23 protein-coding genes, 1 tRNA gene and 1 pseudogene are annotated in these 25,043 nt (G+C 61.2%); 8 read left to right on the top strand and 17 right to left on the bottom strand.

Annotated features, from left to right (window positions below):
- Window positions 1-30: 30 nt before the first annotated feature.
- From ACF8R3_RS17550 to ACF8R3_RS17520, 7 genes are all read right to left on the bottom strand, one after another.
- A complete protein-coding gene (locus ACF8R3_RS17550) occupies window positions 31-264 on the bottom strand; it encodes a hypothetical protein (RefSeq protein ID WP_023534164.1) in 234 nt (77 codons plus the stop codon).
- 50 nt (window positions 265-314) lie between these two features.
- Window positions 315-830, bottom strand: coding sequence for a DUF6586 family protein (locus tag ACF8R3_RS17545; RefSeq protein WP_392515950.1), 516 nt, complete (start codon window positions 828-830; stop codon window positions 315-317).
- Window positions 831-956: 126 nt separating this feature from the next.
- Complete coding sequence (gene topA, locus ACF8R3_RS17540; protein ID WP_058606158.1) at window positions 957-3,566, bottom strand: type I DNA topoisomerase; 2,610 nt, start codon at window positions 3,564-3,566, stop codon at window positions 957-959.
- A gap of 100 nt (window positions 3,567-3,666) precedes the next feature.
- Window positions 3,667-3,918: a DUF1653 domain-containing protein gene (locus ACF8R3_RS17535; RefSeq protein WP_058606157.1), complete on the bottom strand. Its 252-nt coding sequence runs from the start codon at window positions 3,916-3,918 to the stop codon at window positions 3,667-3,669.
- Window positions 3,919-3,999: 81 nt separating this feature from the next.
- A complete protein-coding gene (gene fadA / locus ACF8R3_RS17530; protein ID WP_058639658.1) occupies window positions 4,000-5,175 on the bottom strand; it encodes an acetyl-CoA C-acyltransferase FadA in 1,176 nt (391 codons plus the stop codon).
- 31 nt (window positions 5,176-5,206) lie between these two features.
- Window positions 5,207-7,354 carry a fatty acid oxidation complex subunit alpha FadB gene (gene fadB, locus ACF8R3_RS17525; protein WP_392515949.1) on the bottom strand — a complete coding sequence of 716 codons (2,148 nt, stop codon included), beginning with the start codon at window positions 7,352-7,354 and terminating at the stop codon, window positions 5,207-5,209.
- Between the two features lie 524 nt (window positions 7,355-7,878).
- Window positions 7,879-8,316, bottom strand: coding sequence for a hypothetical protein (locus tag ACF8R3_RS17520; RefSeq protein WP_058639660.1), 438 nt, complete (start codon window positions 8,314-8,316; stop codon window positions 7,879-7,881).
- A gap of 110 nt (window positions 8,317-8,426) precedes the next feature.
- On the opposite strand from ACF8R3_RS17520, the gene ACF8R3_RS17515 reads away from it, so the two are divergent.
- Window positions 8,427-8,867: a universal stress protein gene (locus ACF8R3_RS17515; RefSeq protein ID WP_058606178.1), complete on the top strand. Its 441-nt coding sequence runs from the start codon at window positions 8,427-8,429 to the stop codon at window positions 8,865-8,867.
- Between the two features lie 116 nt (window positions 8,868-8,983).
- On the opposite strand, the gene ACF8R3_RS17510 is transcribed toward ACF8R3_RS17515, so the two are convergent.
- Window positions 8,984-10,909, bottom strand: coding sequence for an ATP-binding cassette domain-containing protein (locus ACF8R3_RS17510; protein ID WP_196185729.1), 1,926 nt, complete (start codon window positions 10,907-10,909; stop codon window positions 8,984-8,986).
- A 223-nt stretch (window positions 10,910-11,132) separates the two neighbouring features.
- Here ACF8R3_RS17510 and ACF8R3_RS17505 point away from each other — a divergent pair, with 223 nt between their 5' ends.
- A complete protein-coding gene (locus tag ACF8R3_RS17505) occupies window positions 11,133-13,058 on the top strand; it encodes a transglycosylase SLT domain-containing protein (protein WP_058639662.1) in 1,926 nt (641 codons plus the stop codon).
- A gap of 62 nt (window positions 13,059-13,120) precedes the next feature.
- Here the strand turns inward: ACF8R3_RS17505 and ACF8R3_RS17500 are convergent, their stop codons facing one another.
- Together ACF8R3_RS17500 and ACF8R3_RS17495 are read right to left on the bottom strand one after the other, a co-directional pair.
- A complete protein-coding gene (locus ACF8R3_RS17500; protein WP_392515948.1) occupies window positions 13,121-13,918 on the bottom strand; it encodes an MOSC domain-containing protein in 798 nt (265 codons plus the stop codon).
- Window positions 13,919-13,973: 55 nt separating this feature from the next.
- Window positions 13,974-14,909: a chemotaxis protein CheV gene (locus ACF8R3_RS17495; protein ID WP_058639664.1), complete on the bottom strand. Its 936-nt coding sequence runs from the start codon at window positions 14,907-14,909 to the stop codon at window positions 13,974-13,976.
- 345 nt (window positions 14,910-15,254) lie between these two features.
- Here ACF8R3_RS17495 and ACF8R3_RS17490 point away from each other — a divergent pair.
- From ACF8R3_RS17490 to ACF8R3_RS17480, 3 genes and pseudogenes are all read left to right on the top strand, one after another.
- Window positions 15,255-15,662 (top strand): annotated as a pseudogene (locus tag ACF8R3_RS17490) (histidine kinase); the annotation flags it as partial.
- Window positions 15,663-16,066: 404 nt separating this feature from the next.
- Window positions 16,067-16,963: a sensor histidine kinase gene (locus ACF8R3_RS17485; RefSeq protein ID WP_392515947.1), complete on the top strand. Its 897-nt coding sequence runs from the start codon at window positions 16,067-16,069 to the stop codon at window positions 16,961-16,963.
- Window positions 16,953-17,612: a response regulator transcription factor gene (locus ACF8R3_RS17480; protein ID WP_058639667.1), complete on the top strand. Its 660-nt coding sequence runs from the start codon at window positions 16,953-16,955 to the stop codon at window positions 17,610-17,612. The genes ACF8R3_RS17485 and ACF8R3_RS17480 overlap by 11 nt, the downstream gene beginning before the upstream one ends.
- Here ACF8R3_RS17480 and yegS read toward each other — a convergent pair.
- The 3 genes from yegS to moaB all read right to left on the bottom strand — a co-directional run bounded on the left by yegS (window position 17,596) and on the right by moaB (window position 20,357).
- Entirely contained in the window at window positions 17,596-18,483 is an 888-nt protein-coding gene (gene yegS / locus ACF8R3_RS17475) for a lipid kinase YegS (RefSeq protein WP_058606173.1), read from the bottom strand. The genes ACF8R3_RS17480 and yegS overlap by 17 nt on opposite strands.
- Window positions 18,484-18,607: 124 nt before the next feature.
- Window positions 18,608-19,834: a gephyrin-like molybdotransferase Glp gene (gene glp, locus ACF8R3_RS17470; protein ID WP_058639668.1), complete on the bottom strand. Its 1,227-nt coding sequence runs from the start codon at window positions 19,832-19,834 to the stop codon at window positions 18,608-18,610.
- A complete protein-coding gene (gene moaB / locus ACF8R3_RS17465) occupies window positions 19,818-20,357 on the bottom strand; it encodes a molybdenum cofactor biosynthesis protein B (protein ID WP_058639669.1) in 540 nt (179 codons plus the stop codon). Before moaB ends, glp begins: the two co-directional genes overlap by 17 nt.
- 183 nt (window positions 20,358-20,540) lie before the next feature.
- Here moaB and ACF8R3_RS17460 point away from each other — a divergent pair, with 183 nt between their 5' ends.
- Both ACF8R3_RS17460 and ACF8R3_RS17455 read left to right on the top strand, forming a co-directional pair.
- Complete coding sequence (locus ACF8R3_RS17460; protein WP_058639670.1) at window positions 20,541-20,762, top strand: YgdI/YgdR family lipoprotein; 222 nt, start codon at window positions 20,541-20,543, stop codon at window positions 20,760-20,762.
- A gap of 81 nt (window positions 20,763-20,843) precedes the next feature.
- Window positions 20,844-20,920, top strand: a tRNA-Pro gene (locus ACF8R3_RS17455).
- An 87-nt stretch (window positions 20,921-21,007) separates the two neighbouring features.
- Here ACF8R3_RS17455 and ACF8R3_RS17450 read toward each other — a convergent pair.
- On the bottom strand, window positions 21,008-22,768 hold the full coding sequence (locus tag ACF8R3_RS17450) for an ABC transporter transmembrane domain-containing protein (RefSeq protein WP_392515946.1): 1,761 nt from the start codon (window positions 22,766-22,768) through the stop codon (window positions 21,008-21,010).
- A gap of 214 nt (window positions 22,769-22,982) precedes the next feature.
- Between ACF8R3_RS17450 and ACF8R3_RS17445 the strand changes: the two genes are divergently transcribed.
- A complete protein-coding gene (locus ACF8R3_RS17445; RefSeq protein WP_165919263.1) occupies window positions 22,983-23,156 on the top strand; it encodes a PA1571 family protein in 174 nt (57 codons plus the stop codon).
- 74 nt (window positions 23,157-23,230) lie between these two features.
- Here the strand turns inward: ACF8R3_RS17445 and pdxB are convergent, their stop codons facing one another.
- The 3 genes from pdxB to ACF8R3_RS17430 all read right to left on the bottom strand — a co-directional run.
- Window positions 23,231-24,373, bottom strand: a complete 1,143-nt coding sequence (gene pdxB, locus ACF8R3_RS17440) for a 4-phosphoerythronate dehydrogenase PdxB (protein WP_196141568.1) — start codon at window positions 24,371-24,373, stop codon at window positions 23,231-23,233.
- Window positions 24,374-24,433: 60 nt separating this feature from the next.
- Window positions 24,434-24,676 carry a sulfurtransferase TusA gene (gene tusA / locus ACF8R3_RS17435; protein ID WP_058605718.1) on the bottom strand — a complete coding sequence of 81 codons (243 nt, stop codon included), beginning with the start codon at window positions 24,674-24,676 and terminating at the stop codon, window positions 24,434-24,436.
- Between the two features lie 79 nt (window positions 24,677-24,755).
- Window positions 24,756-25,043 (bottom strand): hypothetical protein (locus tag ACF8R3_RS17430; RefSeq protein ID WP_392515945.1); only part of this gene is annotated, 288 nt, incomplete at its 5' end.

The following is a 25,043-nucleotide window of genomic DNA, read 5'->3' as shown; positions in this document are numbered from 1 at the left end:
CCGGTGGCAGCCATCTCACGACTGCGCGTTTCAGTGCAGAACGCGCGGCCCTTCGTCACGTTCGAGCTCGCCATCCACAAGCCGTCCAGCCATCTGCACACCCACGCTGAGCATGGCTTTGGCCACCTCGACGTGCTGACCCTGCAGGAATACTTTGGCATCCTCTGAGAAATCCAGGGTTACCAGTGAGCCTTCATCCTCGGCGCGACGCAGTTCGATGCGGCCATCAGGCAACTCGACAATTTCCAGAAAAGACGTAGACATAAAGGGCGGTTCTCCACGAAAGGCGAGCATTGTACCAGCGCTCGACGCTGTCAGCACTCACTCAACGCATCGCGAAAACGCCTGACGAGTGCCTTGAGATCGCTGCGCCACGCCTCAAGCTCGGCACGGGACAGCGACGCAGGCACCTGCTCATCGAGGCTGACCGCCTGGATCAACGGCTGGGTGACGTCAGTCTTGGGTGGTTTGCGCATCACATGCGCTCGGAACAAGTCAGCATAGGCAGCCAGCATCTGCGCCAGCCAGGTTTCCCGTTGCCGGGCAAGCTCCAGGAGCTCGGCAACTTCTGGTATGGCGATGCCATTGAAGGCGTCCTGCGCCAGAGCCTGCTCAACGCTTGCCAGCGCAGGGAGGCGGTAGTAACCACTGATTTCGTGACACAGGCCAAGCAAGGCACCATGCAGATGAAACAAGGCCGACTCCCGCTCAGCCTGCACCAGCCCCTGGGCGTTCATGGCCTGGCTCTGTTCAGCCCTGGCCATCGATTCCAGTGCCAGCCCGGCAAAGTACAGTTTTTGATTAGTGCGGGTATAGAGCTCCTGGGCCATGTACTGCCCTCCCATCAAGTGGCTTAGCGGATTGCTGCATCATAAATGAAAGGGGCCGTGCTGCGGCCTTTCGTGATATCAGCTCACGAAAGACCGCAGCACGGCCCCATCCCTGGACGCTGGAACTCAGCGCTTGTCTTCGACTTTCCAGGCCTTGCCATCGTAAAACGCTTTCCAACCCGTGGGCTTGCCGTCCACTTCCGACTGGACGTACTGCTCCTTGGTCTTGCGGCTGTAGCGAATTACGGTTGGTCGACCCTCGGGATCTTTCTGCGGCGCTTCGCACAAGAAATGGTACTTCGGATCGATTTCATGTTTGTGCGGGACAATCTCGCACACCAGGGGCGCACGTGTTTCGCGGTTCTTCGGGAACTGGCTGGCAGCCAGGAACAGCCCCGAAGCACCATCGCGCAGCACATAGGTGTCGTCCACCTTCTCGCACTTAAGCTCGGGCATGTCGACTTTGTCCATCTTCGGCGGCGCCGCTTCACCGCTTTTGAGCAGCTTGCGGGTGTTCTTGCACGCAGGGTTGGTGCACCCGAAGAACTTGCCGAAGCGTCCGGTCTTGAGCTGCATTTCGCTGCCGCACTTGTCGCACTCAAGGCTTGGGCCTTCGTAGCCCTTGATGCGATAGCTGCCCTCTTCGATCTCGTAACCCGGGCAATCAGGGTTGTTCCCGCAAATGTGCAGCTTGTGCTTTTCATCGAGCAGGTAAGCGTCCATCGCCGTTGCGCAAACTGGGCAGCGGTGCTTGCCAAGCAGCACGCGCGACTCCGATTCGCCCTCATCGTCAGCAGCGATCTCGTCACCAGGCACGAGGTTGACCGTGGACTTGCAGCGCTCCTTAGGTGGGAGGCTGTAACCGGAGCAGCCCAGGAACACGCCCGTGGACGCTGTACGAATCATCATCGGGCGACCGCACTCCTTGCAAGGAATGTTGGTCATCGTCGGCTGATTGGCACGCATGCCGTGTTCGCTGGATTCGGCCGTCTGCAATTTCTTGCTGAAGTCGCCGTAAAACTCGTCCAGCACGTTCTTCCAGTCGCGCTCGCCATGGGCGACGTCGTCGAGGTTTTCCTCCATGCCGGCGGTGAAACCGTAGTCCATCAAATTGGAGAAACTCTCGGAGAGCCGCTCGGTCACGATGTCGCCCATCTTTTCCGAATAGAAGCGACGGTTGTGCAACGTCACATAGCCACGGTCCTGAATGGTCGAGATGATCGCCGCATAGGTCGATGGTCGGCCAATGCCGCGTTTTTCCATTTCCTTGACCAGGCTGGCCTCGGTGAACCGGGCAGGCGGCTTGGTGAAGTGCTGGCTAGGGTCAAGCTGCATCAGCTTGAGCGCTTCACCCTGCACCATCTCAGGCAGCACGTCGTCTTCGCCAGGCTTGCTCTGCTGCGGCAACACGCGGGTGTAACCGTCAAACTTCAGGATGCGGCCCTTGGCACGCAGTTCGAAGCTGCCCGCGGCCACGGTCACGCTGGTGGACAGGTACTGGGCCGGCGGCATCTGGCAGGCCAGGAACTGACGCCAGATTAGCTCGTACAACCGCTCGGCATCGCGCTCCATACCGCTGAGCTTGGTCGGGTGGGTGCTCACGTCCGACGGCCGGATGGCTTCGTGCGCCTCCTGAGCCCCTTCCTTGCTGCCGTACACCTGCGGCGTTTCGGGCAGGTACTGCTTGCCGAATTCGCGCTCGATGTAGCTGCGCGCCATTTCCAGCGCATCGCTCGACAAGTTGGTCGAATCGGTACGCATGTAGGTGATGTAACCCGCTTCATACAGACGCTGGGCCATCATCATGGTTTTCTTCACGCCGAACCCCAGACGATTGCTCGCTGCCTGTTGCAGGGTCGAGGTGATGAAGGGCGCCGATGGCTTGCTGCTAGTCGGTCGGTCTTCACGCTTGACGACGCTGTAGCTCGATGCCTTGAGCTTCTCCAGCGCGGCCATGGCCTGGGTTTCGTTCAGCGGCTTGAAGGCCTCGCCATTTTCACGGGCGACTTCGAAGCGAACCTTGGCGTTCTTGGCGGTGCCGAGATCGGCATGAATTTCCCAGTATTCCTGAGGAATGAAGGCGCGAATCTCGCGTTCACGCTCGACCACCAGCTTGACGGCTACCGACTGCACCCGCCCGGCCGACAGGCCGCGGGCAATCTTGGACCACAGCAGCGGGGACACCATGTAGCCCACCACACGGTCGAGAAAACGACGCGCCTGCTGCGCGTTGACCCGATCAATGTCGAGCTCACCAGGCTGCGAAAACGCTTCCTGAATGGCCTTCTTGGTGATTTCGTTGAACACCACGCGCTTGTAGCGGGTATCGTCGCCACCGATGGCCTCACGCAGGTGCCAGGCGATTGCCTCCCCTTCGCGGTCCAAGTCGGTCGCGAGGTAGATGGTGTCGGCATCCTTGGCCAAGCGGCGCAGCTCGTCGATCACCTTTTCCTTGCCAGGAAGGATCTCGTACTTGGCTTTCCAGCCCTGGTCCGGGTCGACGCCCATGCGTGCAACCAATTGGCGGCGCGCCTTCTCTTTGGGCGAAAGGGCCGGTGCCTCACCTGCCGCCTTGCCACGCTTGGCGGCCGGCTCTTTGCTCGCGCTCGCCGAACCGCTGGTGGGAAGGTCTCGGATATGGCCGATACTCGACTTCACCACGTACTGGTTGCCCAGGTACTTGTTGATGGTCTTGGCCTTGGCCGGGGATTCCACAATGACCAGCGATTTGCCCATGGATCGGAGTATTCCTGAATCTGAAGATTGAAAACACGTCAGGTACCAGACGCGGCACCGCTATATATAGTGGCGAAACTGCGAGGTCAAGTTCAGAACATCACGCCTGCGACTTGGCCGACGTCCCGCACAACCCCTCTTCGGCCTTGATCAACGCAAAGCGTGGCACCTGTTCGCCGTCGACTTCCACCGACTCGCGGAACATCGACAGCGGGCGCACCCAGAAGCTGTAATCACCATACAGGCATTGGTAGAACACCATCCACTCCTCGCTCTCAGAGTGCCGCGCAACACTGAAAACACGGTACTCCGGGCCCTTGTAATGCCGGTACACACCTGGCTGGATCTGCATGTGGACTACCTCCTGGTTCGATTGAAACCGAAAAAACAAAACCGGGGCACAAGGCCCCGGTCGCTGTCCTTCTACTGCGCCTTAGACGCGTTCGAATACAGTGGTAATACCTTGGCCAAGGCCGACACACATGGTCGCAATCCCCAGCGTGCCGCCATTTTGCTTCATGACGTTGAGCAGGGTGCCGGAAATACGCGCCCCGGAGCAACCAAACGGGTGGCCCAAGGCGATCGCACCGCCGTGCAGGTTAACCTTCTCATTCATCTTGTCGAGCACTTTCAAGTCTTTCAACACAGGCAGTGCTTGTGCGGCGAACGCCTCGTTGAGTTCGATGAAGTCAATGTCGGCCATGCTCAAGCCCGCGCGCTTGAGGGCTTTCTGGGTGGCCGGCACTGGGCCATAGCCCATGATCGCGGGGTCGACGCCAGCCACAGCCATGGCACGAATGACCGCCAGAGGCTCGATACCCAGGTCCATTGCACGCTGCCCCGACATCACGATCATGCACGACGCGCCGTCGGTGATCTGGGAAGAAGTGCCTGCGGTCACGGTTCCGCCTTTGGGGTTGAAGGCCGGCTTGAGCGACGCCAGGCCCTCGAGGGTGGTTTCCGGACGAATGGTTTCGTCGAAGTCGAACACTTTCAGGAAACCGTTCTCGTCATACCCCTGCATAGGGATGATCTCATCCTTGAACTTGCCCTCCACGGTGGCCTTGTGCGCCAGCTGGTGCGAGCGCAGGCCGAACTGGTCCTGCTGCTCACGCGTAATACCGTGCATCTTGCCTAGCATCTCGGCCGTCAGGCCCATCATGCCCGAAGCCTTGGCCGCATGCAGCGCCAGATGCGGGTTGGGGTCTACGCCATGCATCATGCTCACGTGCCCCATGTGCTCGACGCCGCCTACCACGAACACGTCGCCGTTGCCGGTCATGATCGCTTGGGCGGCGGTGTGCAGCGCGCTCATCGACGAGCCGCACAACCGGCTGACGGTCTGTGCCGCGGACGTGTGCGGAATCTGGGTCATCAGCGATGCCATGCGGGCGATGTTCCAGCCCTGCTCCAGGGTCTGGTTCACACAGCCCCAGATCACGTCCTCGACTTCCTTGGGATCGACCTTGTCGTTGCGCTCAAGCAACTTGCTGATCAGGTGCGCCGACATGTCTTCGGCGCGGGTATTACGGTGCATGCCACCCTTGGAGCGGCCCATTGGCGTGCGACCGAAGTCGACGATCACCACGTCTCTTGGATTAAGGCTCATATCAAATCTCTCGCTCTAGCTCGTTGACCGCTCAGTTGAAGAAGCGCTGGCCCGTCTTGGCCATCTCACGCAGCTTGGCGGTCGGGTGGTACAGCGGCCCCAGGTCGGCATAGCGATCGGCCAGGGCGACGAATTCGGCTACACCCAGGGTATCGATGTAGCGCAGCGCACCGCCGCGGAAGGGTGGGAAGCCAATGCCGTAGACCAGGCCCATGTCCGCCTCGGCGGCGGTCTCGACGATGCCATCTTCAAGGCAGCGCACGGTTTCCAGGCACAGCGGGATCATCATCCAGTTGACGATGTCCTCGTCACTGACTTCACGCTGCTCGTACACGATGGGCTTGAGCACCTCGAGCACGCTGGCATCGGCGACCTTTTTCGGCTTGCCGCGCTTATCGGTTTCATAGGCGTAGAAGCCCTTGCCGTTTTTCTGGCCCAGGCGGTTGGCATCGTACAAGGCGTCGATGGCAGAGCGGCGCTCATCCTTCATACGATCGGGGAACCCCTCGGCCATGACGTCACGGCCATGATGCCCGGTGTCGATGCCCACCACGTCCATCAGGTACGCTGGGCCCATGGGCCAGCCGAATTTTTCCATGACCTTGTCGATGCGCACGAAGTCCACCCCCGCGCTGACCAGCCTGGCGAAGCCGCCGAAGTACGGGAACAGGACGCGGTTGACCAAAAACCCCGGACAGTCGTTGACCACGATCGGGTTCTTGCCCATTTTCTTGGCGTAGGCGACGGTGGTGGCGACTGCCGCTTCACTGGATTTTTCGCCACGAATCACTTCCACCAGCGGCATCATGTGCACCGGGTTGAAGAAGTGCATGCCCACGAAGTTTTCCGGGCGCTTCAACGCTTTTGCCAGCAGATTGATGGAAATGGTCGAGGTATTGGATGCCAGGATCGCATCCTCCCTCACCTGCCCTTCCACCTCGGCAAGCACGGCCTGCTTGACCTTCGGGTTTTCGACCACTGCCTCGACCACGATGTCTACGTGGGCGAAATCACCGTAGGACAGCGTCGGGCGAATCGCATTGAGCGCCTCGGCCATCTTGGCCGGTGTCAGCCGACCTTTCTCGACCCGATTGCCCAGCAGTTTGGACGCTTCGTTCAACCCAAGCTCGATGGCCTCTTCGCGGATATCCTTCATCAGGATCGGGGTGCCCTTGACCGCCGACTGATAGGCGATGCCACCGCCCATGATACCGGCGCCCAGCACGGCCGCCTGCTTGACGTCACGGGCAATCTCGTCATGGGCCTTGGCCTTGCGCTTGAGTTCCTGATCGTTCAGGAACAAGCCGATCAAGCTCTGTGCGACCGATGTCTTGGCCAGCTTGGCAAAGCCCGCCGCTTCGATTTCCAGTGCCTTGTCACGACCGAAGTTAGCCGCTTTCTGAATGGACTTGATCGCCTCCACAGGCGCTGGGTAATTCGGGCCTGCCTGCCCAGCGACGAAGCCTTTGGCGGTTTCGAAGGCCATCATCTGTTCGATGGCATTGAGCTTGAGTTTTTCAAGCTTGGGTTGGCGCTTGGCCTTGTAGTCCAGCTCGCCGCTGATGGCGCGTTTGATCAGGTCCAGAGCGCCGGCCATGAGCAACTCAGGCGCGACCACAGCATCGACGGCACCCACTTTCAGGGCGTCTTCGGCACTGTTTTCCTTGCCCGCGGCGATCCACTCGACGGCATTGTCCGAGCCGATCAGGCGCGGCAGGCGCACGGTGCCACCAAAGCCTGGGTAGATGCCCAGTTTCACTTCGGGCAGGCCGATGCGCGCGGTGGTGGCCATGATGCGGTAGTCGGCTGCCAGACACATCTCCAGGCCACCGCCCAGGGCGATACCGTTGATGGCCGCAACCGTGGGCATTTGAAGGTCTTCGAATGCGTTGAAGATACGGTTGGCTTCCAGGCTGCCGGCGACCAATTCGGCCTCGGGCAACTTGAAGTTGTCGACGAACTCGGTGATGTCGGCACCAACGATGAACACGTCCTTGCCGCTGCTGACGATGACACCCTTGACCGACGCATCGGCCTGGATGGCGTCCACAGCCTGGCGCAGCTCGCTCAGGGTCAGGCGGTTGAACTTATTGACGGACTCACCCTTGAGGTCGAACTTGAGCTCGACGATGCCACTTTCAAGAGCCTTAACCGTGATGGCTTTACCTTCGTAAATCATCAACTGATCTCCAAGATATGGAAGCTGAACTGTACACGCCGATCGCTGCGGCATCGCAGCCATCATGGCCACCTGCCCCAGGCACACCCGTCAGCGCGCGAGTCGAGCACATGAATGAGTGACGTGCAATGCAAACGCTCAATTCATACGCCCGTTTGATTTGGGTGTGCACACATTCTCCGAAAAGATCTGCATTGTCAAATGCTGCACCCACGGCAGAAAAGCCGACTTTGCGGTCACTTTCCACAGGCCGGGCACGACCGATCATGGGGCTGATCGCTGCCCATTCATGCTGGCAATTTTCAAACCTTGTCAGCCTTGGCGTGCTCTGCAGTCTGGCTGATCCGGGCACAAGCGCCAGCCCCCACATGACGCGATGAATTCACTGGCCTGCCCCGCCTTCGCTTGAGGCAGAATGACAAAGCGGCGATTGAGCAGGCCCCTGTCAGGGACCGCCGAATCGCCGCTGTGTCGTTGCACCGCATCTCAGGGTGTCTTGGACAGCCCGCCGAGTGCCTTTGGGGTCAGGCCAGTGTCTCCAGCACATAGGCAACGTCCTGCAATACAGCCGTATCTCCGCGCTCCGTCCAGTAGAGCGCTATCATCCGCGCATCGGCCTCGACCTTGTAGGCGCTTGCCGGCAGACGGGCCAGCGCTTGCATGAAGCGTGGGTCTTCGCAAGGTTCTCGCCACTGGTTGCACCATACGCCAGGGCTGATCTGCCAGAAGCTGAAGCTGTCGACATGCCCCCGCTTGCGGGCCCGATGATATTGCGGGCATGGGCTCGGCGGCTGCTTTTCCAACCAGTACGGCCACTGCTGAGGCGCCAGCTGCATGGCCAGACCCATGCGCCGCGCCTCCAGGCGCAAGCGCATCTGCTCGCTCTGATTGCGCGAGTTGCGCAGCCAGGAGAGCGGGCTGAGAATCAGCGCAAGGATTGACACCACCAGCAATACCGTCATATCAGTAGTTCCCATAAACCGTTGCAAATGAGCTGGTTAGCCATTTTTCACGCATGACCCGCCCGAAAGCGACCATACTTCTTCTATAGCGATTGCCTGGAGTAGAGCTCATGACCTACCAACATCTGCTGGTCGCCGTCGACCTGACGGAAGAATGCGACCCTGTGATCAAGCGCGCCATGGCGCTGGCCCAGCCAACCAACGCCAAGGTCTCACTGGTGCACATCGTCGAACCCATGGCCATGGCGTTTGGCGGGGACGTGCCGATGGATCTGTCGCAATTGCAACAGCAGCAGTTCGACCAGGCCAAGGAACGCATGGATCGCCTGTTCAACAAATATCCGGACATTCAGCGCGGCGACTCGCACTTGACTTACGGACAGCCCCGTCAGGAAATTCATCAATTGGCCAAAGACCAGAAATGCGACCTGATCGTCGTGGGCAGCCACGGTCGCCACGGCCTGGCGCTGCTACTGGGCTCCACGGCCAATGACGTTTTGCATGGCGCACCCTGCGATGTGCTGGCAGTGCGACTGCAGAAAAAGGACTGAACCTGTCCATCGCGGCACGTCAAGCCGCAACGCCAGGTGCCTCGGGTTTGTCTCCTCCCTCCGGCACCTGGTAGCGGGCTCGCCCGCCACGCGCAGGCCCTAAGCGCACTGTCTGCTTAGCCTTCCAACTCGGCCCAGCGTTCCACCAGGGCATCGAGCTCACCTTGCAGCTTCTCGATGTTCGCCAGCACCGCTGACGTCTCCGCGATCGGACGTTGATAGAAACCGGCCGCGCTCACCTCCTCCTGAGCCTGGGCCATGCGCTGTTCCAGCGCGTCGATCTGACCTGGCAGCATCTCCAGCTCACGCTGCAGCTTGTAGCTGAGCTTTTTCTTCGACTCCTCGACCACTGGCGCAGCGACGGCTTGCGGCTTGGCCTCGACCTTCTCCACCACCGCACTGTTGAGCGCCGACTTGCCGCCCTTGCTCTCGGTGACCCCAAGCAGCTTTGGCGAACCGCCCTGACGAATCCAGTCTTCGTAACCGCCCACGTACTCGCGGACCAGGCCATCGCCTTCGAACACCAGGGTGCTGGTCACGACGTTGTCGAGAAACGCTCGGTCGTGGCTGACCATCAGCACGGTACCCTTGTAGTTGGAGAGCACCTCTTCGAGCAACTCGAGGGTTTCCACGTCCAGGTCGTTGGTGGGTTCGTCGAGCACCAAGAGGTTGGCCGGCTTACTGAACAGCTTGGCCAGCAGCAGACGCGCACGCTCGCCGCCGGACAATGCCTTGACCGGGGTGCGGGCCCGCTGCGGGCTGAACAGGAAGTCACCCAGGTAGCTCAGCACATGCCGGCTCTGCCCCTCGATCTCGATGAAGTCACGGCCTTCGGCGAGGTTGTCGATGACGGTCTTTTCCAGGTCCAGCTGATGGCGCATCTGGTCGAAATAGGCGACTTCAAGCTTGGTGCCGCGTTCGATCTTGCCCGACGTGGGCTCCAGATCACCCAGCATCAGCTTGAGCAAGGTGGTCTTGCCGGTGCCGTTGGCCCCCAGCAGACCGATACGGTCCTGGCGCTGCAGCACCATGGAAAAATCCTTGACCAGCATCGGCCCGTCCGGGTGCGAGAAGCTGACGTGCTCGAGCACCATGACCTGTTTGCCCGACTTGTCGGCCGCCTCGATCTGGATGTTGGCCTTGCCCTGCCGCTCCCGGCGCTCGCCGCGCTCAACGCGCAGCGCCTTGAGTGCCCGCACGCGGCCCTCGTTACGGGTGCGACGGGCCTTGATGCCTTGGCGGATCCACACCTCTTCCTGGGCCAGGCGTTTGTCGAACAGGGCGTTGGCGGTTTCCTCGGCGGCCAGCGCGGCCTCCTTGTGCACCAGGAAACTGGCGTAGTCGCCGTTCCAGTCGATCAGGCCGCCTCGGTCGAGCTCGAGGATGCGGGTGGCCAGGTTCTGCAGGAAGGATCGGTCGTGGGTGATGAACAACACAGCGCCGTTGAACCCGCGCAGTGCTTCCTCAAGCCAGGCGATGGCACCGATGTCCAGGTGGTTGGTCGGTTCGTCGAGCAGCAACAGGTCGGGCTCGGACACCAGTGCCTGGGCCAGCAATACACGACGGCGCCAGCCGCCGGACAACTCCGCCAAGGTCTTGTCCGCCGGCAACTGCAGGCGGCTCAGGGTGCTTTCAACCACCTGCTGCAGGCGCCAGCCATCGCGGGCCTCCAGCTCGTGCTGCACGTGCATCAGCTTTTCCAGGTCTTCATCGCCCTGGATGTTCTGACTCAGGTGATGAAACTGTGCCAACAGCTCGCCAACGCCATCCAGGCCTGCCGCCACCACGTCGAACACCGTGCGCTCGTCGGCCAATGGCAGTTCCTGGGGCAACTCGCCGATCTTCAGCCCAGGGGCGCGCCAGATGTCGCCGTCATCGCCTTTCTGCTCGCCCTTGACCAGGCGCAGCATGCTCGACTTGCCGGTGCCGTTGCGGCCGATGATGCACACCCGCTCGCCACGAGCGATCTGCCAGGACACCTTGTCCAGCAGCGGCATGGCGCCGAATGCGAGGGACACATCGCTGAATTTGAGCAGGGTCATGTTCGTCTCCATAAATCGGGCGCGCATTCTACCTGAGTTGGCCCTGCGCCGACATCCGCAAGGCCAGCGCCTGCCACCCACGGCGACATCCGGTCGAACTTAATATCCCGATACAAGCACAGTGCTTTCACCTGCCATCCGCAAACGGCTAAGCTAGGGCCATCGTTCCCAACAGTGCTGGCCCAGCCGCCACTTTCCCATGGTTCAACTGCCCGGACGTATCATGCGCAGCCGCCTGTTACAAATTGCTTCATGCCTGTTGCTCACCGCTGCCACCGGCGCGGCCCAGGCCACCGACATCACCGTGCAACGTCAATACTACGATGAAGCCAAGCGTGCGCTGGCCAAGGGCGACAAGGGCCCGTACCTGCGCTATGCCCAGGCGTTGAGCGACTATCCGCTGACACCTTACCTGGCCTATGACGAACTGACCGCGCGCCTGAAATCTGCCAGCAACGAGGAGATCGAGGGTTTCCTGGCCAAGCATGGCGATCTGCCGCAAGCCAACTGGATGAAACTGCGCTGGTTGCGCTGGCTGGCCGAACGCGGCGAGTGGCAGACCTTCGCCAACTACTACGATCCCAAGCTCAACTTCACCGAGCTCGATTGCCTGAACGGCCAGTACCAGCTTAGCCACGGGATGCGCACCGAAGGCTTTGCCACGGCAGACAAGCTGTGGTCGGTGGGCAAGTCCCAGCCTGCTGCCTGCGACCCGTTGTTCGCCATGTGGGCCGCAGAGGGGCAACTCACGGAGGGCAAACGCTGGGAACGGGCCAAGCTTGCTGCCCAGGCGCGCAACTACGGCCTGGCCGAGAACTTGGTCAAGACCCTGACCACGCTGGCGCCACAAGGCCGCCTGCTGATCGATGTGGCGCAGAAACCCGAACTGCTCAACCAGCCATCACGCTTCACCCAGGCCGACGAGGCCACCTCGGACGTCGTCAGCCTCGGCCTGCGCCGCCTTGCACGGCAGGACCCGGAGCGCGCCATGGGGCTGCTTGACGACTACGCCCAGCGCATGCACTTTTCCCGCGATGAAAAAGTGGCCATTGCCCGCGAGATCGGCCTGACCCTGGCCCGGCGCTATGACCCGCGCGCGCTTGACCTGATGACCCGCTACGACCCGGAGCTGCGGGACGACACCGTCAGTGAATGGCGCTTGCGCCTGTTGCTGCGCCTGGGCCGCTGGGAAGACGCCTACGCGCTCACCAAGCGCCTGAGCGGCGACCTGGCCCAGAGCAGTCGCTGGAAGTACTGGCAGGCGCGCAGCCTGGAGCTGGCACAGCCGAAGAATCCGCAAGTCCCGCAGCTGTACAAGGCCGTTGCCCGCGAGCGTGATTTCTATGGCTTCCTGGCTGCGGACCGTGCGCAAGCCCCTTACCAGCTGAACAACAAGCCCCTGGTGCTCAGCCCACAGCTGGTCAAGAAAGTGCGCAACACCCCTGGCATCCAACGCGCCCTTGAATTCCATGCTCGCGGTCAGATCGTCGAAGGTCGCCGCGAGTGGTATCACGTTAGCCGTCACTTCAACCGCGACGAAATGGTTGCCCAGGCGCGCCTGGGTTACGAGTTGCGCTGGTATTTCCCGGCCATTCGCACCATCAGCCAGGCCAAGTACTGGGATGACCTGGATGTGCGCTTCCCCATGGCGCACCGCGACACCCTGGTACGCGAAGCCAAGGTGCGCGGCCTGCATTCAAGCTGGGTGTTCGCAATCACCCGTCAGGAAAGCGCCTTCATGGAAGATGCTCGCTCCCCCGTGGGCGCCAGCGGGCTCATGCAGTTGATGCCTGCTACAGCCAAAGAAACGGCGCGCAAGTTCAGCATCCCACTGGCATCGCCCGCACAGGTCCTGAACCCGGACAAGAACATCCAGCTGGGGGCCGCCTACCTCAGCCAAGTGCACAGCCAGTTCAACGGCAACCGAGTACTGGCGTCAGCGGCTTACAACGCAGGCCCAGGCCGCGTGCGGCAATGGCTCAAAGGTGCCAAGCACCTGAGCTTCGACGTGTGGGTCGAGTCCATTCCGTTCGATGAAACCCGTCAGTACGTACAGAACGTGCTGTCCTACTCGGTGATCTACGGGCAGAAGCTCAACATGCCACAACCTCTGGTGGACTGGCACGAGCGCTACTTCGACGACATGTAAGGGCCACTGCCGGCTGATCAAGCCTGGGCGCCGGCCACACCGGCGTCCAGCTGCCCGGCGACTCAGAGCACCTGCACCTTCATGCCAACTTCCAGGTGCCCGCTGCCATCGGCGGCCAGGTTTTGCCCAAACAGTATGTCCCCTTCCTTTTCCCGGAACGTGCGAAGCGTGGTCATGGGCTCACGGTCAGGGCTGCGCTCCCCTGTAGCAGGGTCGATGGTGGTGAAAATACAGCGCACGCTTGGCTTTAGAACACGGAACTCCACCGTGCCGATGCGAATGCGTTTCCAGCCATCCTCTGCAGAAGCCTCGGCCCCTTGAACCACCAGGTTGGGCCTGAACCGCAGCATGTCCATGGGCCGGCCGATACGGCGATCGAGCTCATCGAGCGACCCCTGGCCAATGAGCAACAACGGGAAACCGTCGGGAAAGGCGGCACGGTCACGGTCGGTGCCATAGCCATTGGGCAGGTACCTGGCCCGCTGCTGCGGGCAGTAGACCAACCTCACCGGTTTGCCTAGCCAGCCACTGAGCCAGGCGGCGACCTCATCGCCGGCATCCGGCACGCGCAAGGTGTCGCGCCACAAGGTCACCCCTCGCAGCGGGGCATCCTCGGCTGGGGCCACCACATTCAGCGGCACTTGCCCAGGCGCCCGCAGCAACAGTGCCCCGCGTGACTCCACTGCTTCGAGCTGCCCGAGCTGCGGCCAGGCACGCTGGGTCAGGAAGCGCCCGTTTTCTTCCTCCACCAGCATCCAGCGACGGTCTCCTTCCAGTCCAAGCAGACCCACGGGAGAGGCTTGCAGGCATTGTGCCCGCCCTGACTTGACTGGATACCGATAGAGCTTGCTGAGAAACATCCCTGCCGCCTCATAATTCACAAAAACGTCAGCTTATACCCGGCAGGGCGCGCGATCACGCGTTGGTGTTGTCCAGCAACAGGCGCTGCTTGACCACATCGACCAGGCGATCAGGCTGAAACTTGGACAGAAAATTGTCGCAACCCACCTTCTTGACCATGGATTCGTTGAAGCTGCCCGACAACGACGTGTGCAGTACGACGTACAGCTTACGCAGGCGCGCATCCTCGCGGATCTCGGTGGTCAGGCGATAACCGTCCATTTCCGGCATTTCAGCATCGGTAAAGATCATCAATAGCTTTTCGCACATGTCCTCCCCGGCATCGGCCCAAGCCTTGAGCATGCGCAACGCCTTGAGGCCATCACTGGCAACGTGCAGTTTCATCCCCAACTGCGAGAGCGTGTCGCGCAACTGGGCCAGGGCCACGCTGGAATCGTCCACCAGCAGCACCTCGCGACCACGTGCCCTTGCCAGAACCGGATCGGCCAACTTCTCGCCCGAAACGCGAGCGTTGTAAGGCACGATTTCGGCGAGCACCTTTTCCACATCGATCACCTCTACCAGCTTGTCGTCCACCTTGGTGATGGCGGTCAGGTAATGCTGACGGCCGGCACTGGTCGGTGGCGGCATGATGGACTCCCAGTTGAGGTTGACGATGCGGTCGACCCCGCCCACCAGAAACGCCTGCACCGAGCGGTTGTATTCAGTGACGATGATGGTGCTGTCAGGGCCTGGCTGAATGGGGCGCATGCCGATTGCCTGGGACAGGTCGATGACCGGGAGGGTCTGGCCTCGCAGGTTGACCACACCGCAGACGAACGCGTGGCGCTGCGGCATCAGGGTCAGCTTGGGCAGCTGTAACACCTCCTGCACCTTGAAGACGTTGATTGCGAAAAGCTGACGCCCAGCCAGCCGGAACATCAGGATTTCCAGCCGGTTCTCACCTACCAGTTGTGTGCGTTGGTCTACCGTGTCGAGAATGCCAGCCATTGGTAAGCCCCCAGGCTCATGTCGAAAATATGCGCGATTGTGTGTGTATCGGCAGTTGGCGTAGCATCTTGACCCCTAGTAAACGCTACACCCCCCCTTATTTGATGTCACTTTAACAGCATGCTTAACGGGTTTCCTAATACCACTCCCACGGGCTGAAAAGTTCCGTTTTTTTCTTGCCTATCAGGGAAACCCCTAGCGGCACTCAGGTACAACCTGATGTTCGCTCTATCTTTTAGCCATTAATGTGACGCCATTCTCACTGCATGAATGGAGTCAGGCTTTGCTAGCTATCGTAACGGCGTGCCCGTCTCTATCGCCTGTCCTGCCCATGGAGGCGCCATGATGGACAGTGCCTTACCCTTCTCGGAGGCGCTTGAAGGTTTTCGCGAGAAGGCTCAGAAGCGCCTCCACAGAGCAGAGGACTGCTTGCAGCATCTTGAGCTCATCGAAAATGACCCTGATGCCTGCAGGTGTCTGGACGCTGCGTTAAGCGACTTGGCACATGACGCACAGCGTTTGGGGCTGCTTGAAGTGGCCCACTTCACTACTTCCCTTCAGCAGATACTGGCACCCTGCTGCCAAGGCGCATGCCTGCATCTTGACACGCTGCGTACTACTGCCGCATGCCTGAGGCTGCTGGCCTGGCAGCTCGAGCTACTGGACGCACACACGGGGCGGCTGGACCTGGACGCTGGAGAACAATTTGTGTTGCTGGGCGAACTGGCCAGGGCGGTTCGATCTTCTCTGGCATAAGCCTGGTTAACAGGTGACGGTGGAGCGCATGACCGCCAAGAGCCCGACCTTGGCGACAAACCGTAGGGCAATTTGCCACCCTGCAGTTGCATGCCAGAAGTACAACTTTGGCGAAACTGGAAAGTTGTAGCTTTAATTTACAAAGTTGTAGGAAATAGCCTCAGACAAGCAAGTCAGGCGCCGCTATGGGGCAATTCACAACAATAAGAATTATCTAGGTGAAGTCGTCTTCGGCGGCGACCTCGGGTATTCGAGGTGGTAGTATGCCCCACCGAAACGCTTCAACTTGACACAAGGTTGAATGAAACGTGGTCGAAAAAACATCGAAAGTACGGCGCAAAAGCTTCTGAGCAGTAATGTGCAAGGCCCCCATCAGCAATACTTCAGCGGCTCCCCTACCTATGTTCCCACGCTTGATGACCTCTTTTCGTTGTAGCCCCCCGTACACCAGGCTGTGCTGGGCCACGGCAGGCATCAGTGTGGTTTCCTGCATCGCCTGCCTGGTATTGCACCTGGCTGAGCGCCCCGTCCCCATCAGCCTGGTGTTCCTGCAGCTGACCGGTGTACTGGTCGCTGCTGTGCAACTGCGTATGGGAGCGCGCTCGATCAGCTTGCGCCCTGCGGAACTTGCCGAGCGCTTGCTAAAAGTGCAAGAAGATGAACGCCAGCACCTGAGCCGAGAGCTTCATGACGACATCGGCCAGCTGCTGACCGCTGCGAAATTGCAGCTGCAATGGCTGCAGCGACGAACGTCCGGGGATGTGCAGGGGCATTGCGATGCCTTGCATGCCACGCTGGACGATACGTTGAGCGCTGTGCGCGACGTTTCTGCCCTGCTCAACCCCCGTCAGCTGGCCAGCCTTGGTCTTGAGGCCAGCCTGCGCGCGCACTTGCTGCGCACCTTGGACGGTAGCGGCGTGCAATGGAGCCTGTCTTGCAAGCAACGCCTTGGGGGCATTGCCGAAAATGTCGCAATGGCAGTGTTTCGCATCACCCAGGAGGCGGTGACCAACATGTTGCGCCACGCTGGGGCGCGCAATCTCGTCATCCACCTACGGCGTACGGAGCTGGGCCTGGCATTGTCGATCGAGGACGATGGCTGCGGCTTCAAGCCTGCCCGAGAACCGCACCTTGCCAGTCAGCGTGGGCTGGCTGGCATGCTCGAGCGGGTCACTGCCCTTGACGGCAGCTTGAAGATTACCAGCGATGTTGGCCAGGGCACCCGCATCGATGCCGTGTTCCCCTGGCCGCCCCGTAGCCGGCAACGCGCTGACCGAGTGGATACCCATGACCTGTAGATTGTTGCTGGTGGATGACCATTCGTTGATCAGGGCGGGGGTCCGCGCCCTGGTCAGTGACATACCCGGGTACGAGGTAGTCGGCGAGGCCGACGATGGCGGGCAGTTGCTGGATCAGGCGCGGACGTTGATGCCCGATATCATCCTGCTGGACCTCTCCATGCGATCAACCAGCGGGCTGGACGCCTTGACCCAGCTCAATGCCAGCGGCAGCGCCTGCAAGGTGCTGATCCTCTCCATGCACACGGACCCGGAGTTGATCATGCGCGCCCTTGAGGGCGGTGCCCATGGGTATCTGCTCAAGGACACCAGCGCCTCTGAACTTGAGCAGGCGCTTAGCGCGGTGCGCAACGGGGAGCGCTACCTAAGCCCGGCCATTGCCCACACCGTCATCAATCAGGCCTTGCGTCATACTAGACCCGCCAGACGTCCGGCGTGCGAGCGACACAACCTGACTGCCAGGCAGCTGGAAATTCTGCGCCTGATCGTGCGCGGCAAGTCCACCCGCGAAATCGCCAACGGTCTGGGGCTGTCGATCAAGACAGTCGAAACCCATCGCTCGCAAGTGATGAAACGTCTGCAAATTCACGACGTCGCCGGGCTGGTGCTGTTCGCGGTGCGCGAAAAGATCATCAGCCTCGATGACTGAGCAATGGACAGCCTTGCGGCAGGTGCAGGCGCAACGCCTGGGGCCGCGCTTCGAAACGCAAGCTGTCCGCCTTGAGCGGTTCGCCATCGAGGTTGATATCAAGGCCCTGTTGACTGTTGATCTCTACCCACGGCAACCGTGTGCGAATGAACAGCCCATCGCCTGCCAGCAAATCGCGTAATGCGCCGACCACTTCCTGCGGCTTGGGCAGGATCGCAACATCCAGCAACCCGTCATCTACCACCGCATCCGGACACAACTCCTGCCCTCCCCCGGCTTGGCGACCGTTGCCGATCCCTAGCGCCAGCAACTCACCCTGCCAATGGAAATCCGGGCCTTTCAACTCGACCGAGGCTGCCTCCAGTTCACTGAAGCGTGACAAGCCGGTGAATACGTAGGCGGCGGCCCCCATCAACTTCTTCAGGTCTTCGGACGTACTGGCTGTGACCTGGCTGCCAAAGCCGCCGGTCGCCATGTTAAGGAACAGTTGCTCGCCCACTTGCCCAAGATCAACTGCCTGCGCCGGTTCATTGAGCAGCGCCAGTGCCTGGGCAGGCTCCAGCGCAATACCGGCCGCCTTGGCAAAGTCGTTGGCGGTTCCAAGCGGCAGCAACACCAGGCTGGCTTCGGTGCCCGCCAGGCCCATGGCTTCGGCCACATCCCGCAAGGTGCCGTCACCACCGCCGGCGACAATGTGACTGTAACCGGCGGCAAGTGCCTCCTTGACCAGGCGCTGGGCATCACCGCCCTCCCAGGTTACGCGCACGTCCAATGCCCAGCCAGTGTCGCGCAGATCATGCACGGCGGTGCGTACGTCTTCGTTCATGGCTTGCTTGCCGTGCAGAATCAGCATTGCCTTGCGCGCTTGCATGTAGGTGCCTCCATAATTGACCACCTGCATCTTGACTCTTAGCCGTTACCAATTGTTGCACGGTCGTTCAAATATTGCGGCGCAGGGCTCGCGCACTGGAGCGAGCCTGCGCCGCTGGCGTGCGTCAACCGAGTAGGTCACTGAAGGGAATGAAGGGTACGAGGTCACCTTGACCAGGCGTAGTGCCCTCCTGCACCTCGACCAGCCCATCGGCCCACACTGCGCTGCGCAACACGCCAGAGCTCTGGTTAGGGTAAAGGCATACCTTGCCCTGCTCGATGCGCGCACGCAGATACTCACGCCGTGACCCAGCTTTGGGCCAATCGAAACCGGCGGGCAGGCACACACGCAGCGGGGCGACATCGATCACACCCTGACGACGCAACAAGTAGGGGCGCGCCAGCAGGCCGAAGGTCACCAGGGTAGAGGCCGGGTTACCGGGCAGGCCGATCACTGGCACGCCCTGGAAGTGGCCGAAGGTCAACGGTTTGCCGGGTTTGATCGCCAGTTTCCACAAGGCCAGCTCACCGGCCTCGCGCAGGGCCGCGCCCAGATAATCGGCCTCGCCCACCGAGACGCCACCTGTCGAGAGGATCAGGTCCACCCCTTGCAACTGAGCCAGGCTCGCGCGGGTACGGGCCAAGTCATCAGGCAGGATACCGGCGTCGGTGACGTCGCATCCCAGGCGCTGCAACCAACTCACCAGCAAGCGACGATTGCTGTTGTAGATTTGCCCAGGCCCCAGCGGCAGCCCTGGCTCGACCAGTTCATCCCCAGTCGACAGCACTGCCACCCGCACCCTGCGTACCACATCGAGCTGACCATGACCCAGGGTGGCGGCCAAGCCCAACTCGATTGGCCCAAGACGCGTGCCGGCGTCGAGCACCTGCTCACCCTTGCGGGTTTCCTGTCCTTGCGGGCGAATGTTCTGCAGCGCCTTGAGGGGGTGCAGAAACTGCACATGGCCATTGGCCTGAACCTGGGTGTTTTCCTGCATCTCCACGCAGTCGGCGCCTTCGGGAACCGGTGCACCCGTGAAGATCCGCGCACAGGTGCCAGGCTGCAGTGGGCCAGGTGCGTGGCCGGCAAAGATTCTCTGGCTGACCGGCAGCGGCGCCCCCTGCCAGTCGGCCCGGCGCAGGGCATAGCCGTCCATTGCGCTGTTGGGCCAAGGCGGCAGATCGAGCGAAGCCACCAGGGCAGTGGCCAGCACTCGGCCTTGTGCCTCGGCCAACGCCACGCGCTCGATGTCGCGAATCGGCGCAGCATCTGCCAAGGCCAGCAATTGCTCGAGGGCCTGTTCCACCGGCATCAGTGGCCTGGGCTGCACGGCCTCAGCCACGGCTTTCACAGGCCGCCGCCTGCTTCAGATGGGCGACGAAATTGCAGGGACGGTGCCGTGCATCGAGCTGTTCGGCCAGGATACCGTCCCAACCGGTGCGCACCGCATTGGTCGAGCCGGGCAGGCAACACACCAGGGTACCGTTGGCCAACCCTGCCAGTGCCCGCGATTGCACGGTCGAGGTACCGATATCCGCCACGGAGATCTGCCTGAACAGCTCGCCAAAGCCGTCGACCTGCTTGTCGAGCAGGCAAGTAACCGCCTCAGGCGTACTGTCACGTCCGGTAAAACCGGTACCGCCAGTAATGAGCACCACCTGCACGGTGTCATCGGCGATCCAGGTCGCGACCTGGGCGCGGATCTTGTAGAGATCATCCTTGAGCAGTACGCGTTGGGCGAGCCGGTGGCCCGCCGCTGTCAGCCGGTCTACGAAGACCTGGCCCGATGTATCGTTGTCGAACGTGCGGGTGTCGCTGACCGTGAGCACGGCGATATTGAGAGGAACGAACGGGGTGTCTGCCGAGGCTTTCATAGGTATCGGTCACTGGTAATGGCAATGACGGCAGTTATATCACAGGGCACCCCCGCCGGCGTGAGGAGCGCTGTCTTCACTGGATCGCGCCGAGCGAATGCCGTTATGCTGCACACGCAAGGAACTTGCACTAACGTCCCGCGTCTTAACAGTCATCTTGCACCATCGCACTGGAGAAACACGATGATCAAACGGACCCTTCCCGCCTTTATGCTCGCCCTGGGCCTGGCTACCCTGGCCGGTTGCTCGACCCCAACCGTCATCACCTTGAACGACGGTCGCGAAATCCAGGCGGTGGACAAGCCGTCCTATGATGAAGATTCCGGCTTCTACGAGTTCGAGCAGCTCGATGGCAAGCGCATGCGTCTGAATAAAGACCAGATTCGCACCGTCAAAGAACTCTGATAGCCCATCCGAGTTGGCCAAAGCTTCGTTCTTTTACAAGGACTTGCGGGCAAATTTCGGATGCAGTAGGATTTTGTTCATCGGAGTGTAGCGCAGCCAGGTAGCGCGTCTCGTTCGGGACGAGAAGGCCGCAGGTTCGAATCCTGTCTCTCCGACCAAGTCCTTCAAAAAACCCGCCTTGTGCGGGTTTTTTGTTGTTCACGACTCAGGCTCATACCTGCATCGCGCACCAGCGGGCCAGCCTTTCAAGCGGACGTAAATTGCAGCGCTGCCAGCCGTGCATACAACGGGCTGGCTTCAATCAGCTCACTGTGGGTCCCAGTGGCGACCACTTTGCCTTGGTCGACCACGGCAATGCGGTCGGCGTGTTGTACCGTGGCCAAACGGTGCGCGATCACCACCGTTGTCCGCCCCGCCATCAGGCGCGGCAAAGCTTGCTGGATCAGGTGCTCACTGTGAGCGTCTAGCGCGCTGGTCGCCTCGTCAAGCAGCAGGATTGGGGCATCCACCAGCAACGCACGGGCAATCGCCAACCGTTGGCGCTGCCCACCGGATAAACCCACCCCGCCCTCCCCCAGGCGAGTCTGGTAGCCCTGCGGCAACTGGCGTATGAACCCGTCGGCATGGGCTGCGCGCGCGGCTGCTTCGATGTCGGCCAGGCAAGCACCAGGGCGTCCATAGGCAATGTTGTCCGCCACCGTACCTCGGAATAGTGCCGGTTGCTGTGCTACCCATGCAAACTGCTGGCGAAGGTGGTTGGGGTCGAGTTGGTCGATGGGGTGGTCATCGAGCAGAATCTGCCCGTGCTGAGGATCATTGAAGCGCAGAAGCAGGTCGAACAAGGTGGATTTACCCGCACCGGAGGGACCGACCAATGCAAGCGTCTGGCCTGCCTGGATGGCCAGGCTCAGGTCATCGATAGCCTTGTGCTCGGGTCGCGAGGGATAGGCAAACACCACGCGCTGCAACGTCAGGCAGCCCCGTGCACGACCTCCCGTCAGCAGCCGCGCACTGGACGGCGCCAGAATCTGGCTTTGCGCAGCCAGTAATTCGGCTATGCGCTCTGCTGCTCCAGCAGCACGCTGGAGCTCGCTAATCACCTCGCTGAGTGTGCCGAACGCACTGCCCACTACCAGGCTGTAGAACACGAACGCCGCCAACTCACCCCCCGACATACGCCCGGCGATAACGTCCAAGCCGCCGACCCACAGCATTGCGCCGATAGCGCCCAGCACCAACACGATCACCACGGTAATCAGCCAGGCCCGCTGCGCAATGCGCTGGCGGGCCACTGCAAATGCCGACTCCACCGTATCGGCGAACAGTGCCCGGTCATGGGCTTGATGAGTGTAGGCCTGCACGGTCTTGATCTGGCCCAGGGTTTCGGCCACATAGCTACCCACATCTGCCAACCGGTCCTGGCTCTGGCGGGAGAGGCTGCGCACACGACGACCGAACAGCAGGATCGGGGCCAGCACCACCGGCAATGCCACGACCACGATGCTGGTCAGCTTCGGGTTGGTGATGAACAGCAAGACCACACCCCCCACCACCATCAGCGCATTACGCAGGCACATGGACAGGGACGAGCCAATCACCGATTGCAGCAACGTAGTGTCGGCCGTCAACCGAGACTGTATTTCCGAGCTGCGGTTGTCTTCGAAAAAACCCGGATGAAGCTCGAGCAGATGGTCAAAAACGGCGCGACGAATGTCCGCCACGCACCGCTCACCTATCCAGGAGACGAGGTAGAACCGGCTGAAGGTCCCTACCGCCAGGGCCAGCACCAGCAGCAGGAAGAGGCCAAGGGTCTGGTTGAGCTGATGGACGGAACCGGTCATGAACCCCTGATCCACCAGCAGGCGGATGCCTTGTCCCATGGACAGGGTGATGCCGGCAGTCACCACCAGTGCCAGCAAGGCCAGCACCAGGCGCCGCCGATATGGGCGAAGAAAATGCCAACCGAGGCGCAAAGCGCGGCTGGGGCGCGGAGTTGTAGAGGCCATGGATCTGCTCTCGAAGGCGGAACATGCAGCCTACCATTCATGCCGCAGCACGGAACTGTCTGGCGCGGCTATAGCCTATTGTTCTAACCGCGCTCTGGCACTTGTTCGCCATCTCTGGTGGACTATGGCCCAGCCTCAGGTTGCGCCGCACCCGCGTCGACGATCTGCCAGGCGCAAGGTTGATACCAGACGTCATCTGAAGAGGAGACCCTGCATGAGCTTGCACCATGACCGCGAACACCACACGCCCCGTCACGCACCGTCCCCCCAGGCAAGCGGCGCGCTGATCGACGCCCAAGGGCGGGAGGTACCGATCACCGAGCAGATGATCCAGCAGGCCTGCAAGGCCTTGGAAGAAAGCCGGGTCGAGCGCTCGCAGAAAAACTGATCACCTTATTCCTGACCCGGCGCAAGCGCCGGGTTTTTTGTGCGCGCTGCTTTGCCCTGGGGCAACCCCGAGCGTCAGGCCCTTTTTGCTCCGATGGCGTCAATCAGCTGCGCAAGCTGGGGCGAGTTACCACGGATGCGCACGGATAGCCCTTCGATTTCACGGCGTGGCGGATAGTGTTTGCGCAATAGGTCGAAAGCCGCACGTTGCTGCTGCGCGTCTTCGCTCAGGCTGCGGCGCAAATCGGCATCATCGCGGCGCGGATCGTAGACAGCGCGGCATAGCATGGCCAGTGCCCATTGCAGATCGGCCTCAGCGTCCAACTCAATCTGCGCGACTGGCGGGCGCGGCAACAGGTCGGCCAGTTGAATGCGCTCCTCCACGCCCAGGTGTCGACACAAGGCGCGATAGATCTGGGCGGTGCCACGCTGACGGCCATCAAGGCTATAGCCGGCGATGTGGGGGGTGGCGACGGTACACAGGTCGGCCAACCGCAGATCGACCTGGGGCTCGCCTTCCCACACGTCCAGCACCGCGTGCAGGTCATCGCGCTGCTGCAGGAGCGTGCGTAATGCGCCATTATCCACCACTGCCCCTCGACTGGCGTTGATCAGCCAGGCGCCGGGGCGCAGTTTCGCCAGTTCTGTAGGGCCTAGCAGGTGCCAGGTCGGGTACTGGCCACCGCGTTCGAGGGGTGTGTGCAGGCTGATGACATCGCAGGCTTGCAGCAGGGTATCGAGCTCGACGTAGTCACCGCCTTCGGCGGCCTGGCGCAATGGATCGCAGACCATGACCTTCCACCCCAGGGCGCGTAGCACGCCCACCAGCCGCCCACCTACTTCGCCTGCACCCACCACGCCGTAGACGCGCTCGGGCAGTGATGCACCCTCAAGGTCAGCGAGGGTCAGCAGGCTGCCCAGCACATAGTCGACCACACCCCGGGCGTTGCAACCGGGTGCACTGCTCCAGCGGATACCCGCTTGTTCGAAGTAGTCGAGATCGAGGTGATCGGTGCCGATGGTGCAGGTACCCACGAACCGCACGCGACTGCCTTCTAGCAGTTGCCGATCGACCTTGGTCACGGAGCGGACCAGCAGGATGTCGGCCTCCCGGACGCTGGCGGCGTCGAGGCTACGCCCAGGATAGCGACGAATCTCGCCAAACCCTTGGAAGAAGGCATCGAGCAAAGGGATGTTTTCGTCGGCAACTATCAGCATGGCGCTCTCCTGTCTGGGGAACGCAGTGTAGGCTCAACGCGGAGCGTGTTCCAGAGCGGCTCAGTCGGCTTTCTTGCGGATCCAGTAGAGGAAGGTGCCGGCGGCTTCCTGTTGTTCCAGCAGTTGGTGGCCCAGGAAGGTACAGAACTTGGGGATGTCGCGTTGGGTCGAGGGGTCGGTGGCGATGACTTTCAGCAGGCCGCCGGCGGCGAGGGCGCGCACGTGTTGGTGCAGCATCATCACCGGCTCTGGGCAATTGAGGCCGGTGGCGTCGAGGGTGGCATCAGGGGTGAGGTCGGTCATGAAGGGCTCCGCAAATGATGGGTATTGTGGCGCATTCGAGGGATGCGGGCCAAGTGGGGCTGTTGTGGGGCCCGCTGGTTCAGGGGCGCCGTACCGGCAAGACCGTCTCTACCCGGAATCCGTTGGCTTTTGAGTGCGGTGCAAGGCAAATTTCCGCATACAAATGAGACAGGTTGCCAATCTCCATAAGATGCAAGTTGTGTGGCATTGCTAGTTCATACCATCCTTTCTTTTTATAATACATAACCATGACATTCCAGCTCGTGGTATCGGCCAGGATAAGATGCTCGATGCCTATTACTGTTGCTATTGCTATTGCTGTTGCTGTTGCTGTTGCTGTTGCTGTTGCTGTTGCTGTTGATCTTGA

The organism is Pseudomonas sp. FYR_7, from assembly GCF_043106155.1.
Classification (GTDB): domain Bacteria; phylum Pseudomonadota; class Gammaproteobacteria; order Pseudomonadales; family Pseudomonadaceae; genus Aquipseudomonas; species Aquipseudomonas parafulva_B.
The sequence above is the reverse complement of the archived record's forward strand: the minus strand, read 5'-3'. Positions and strand labels throughout refer to the sequence as shown.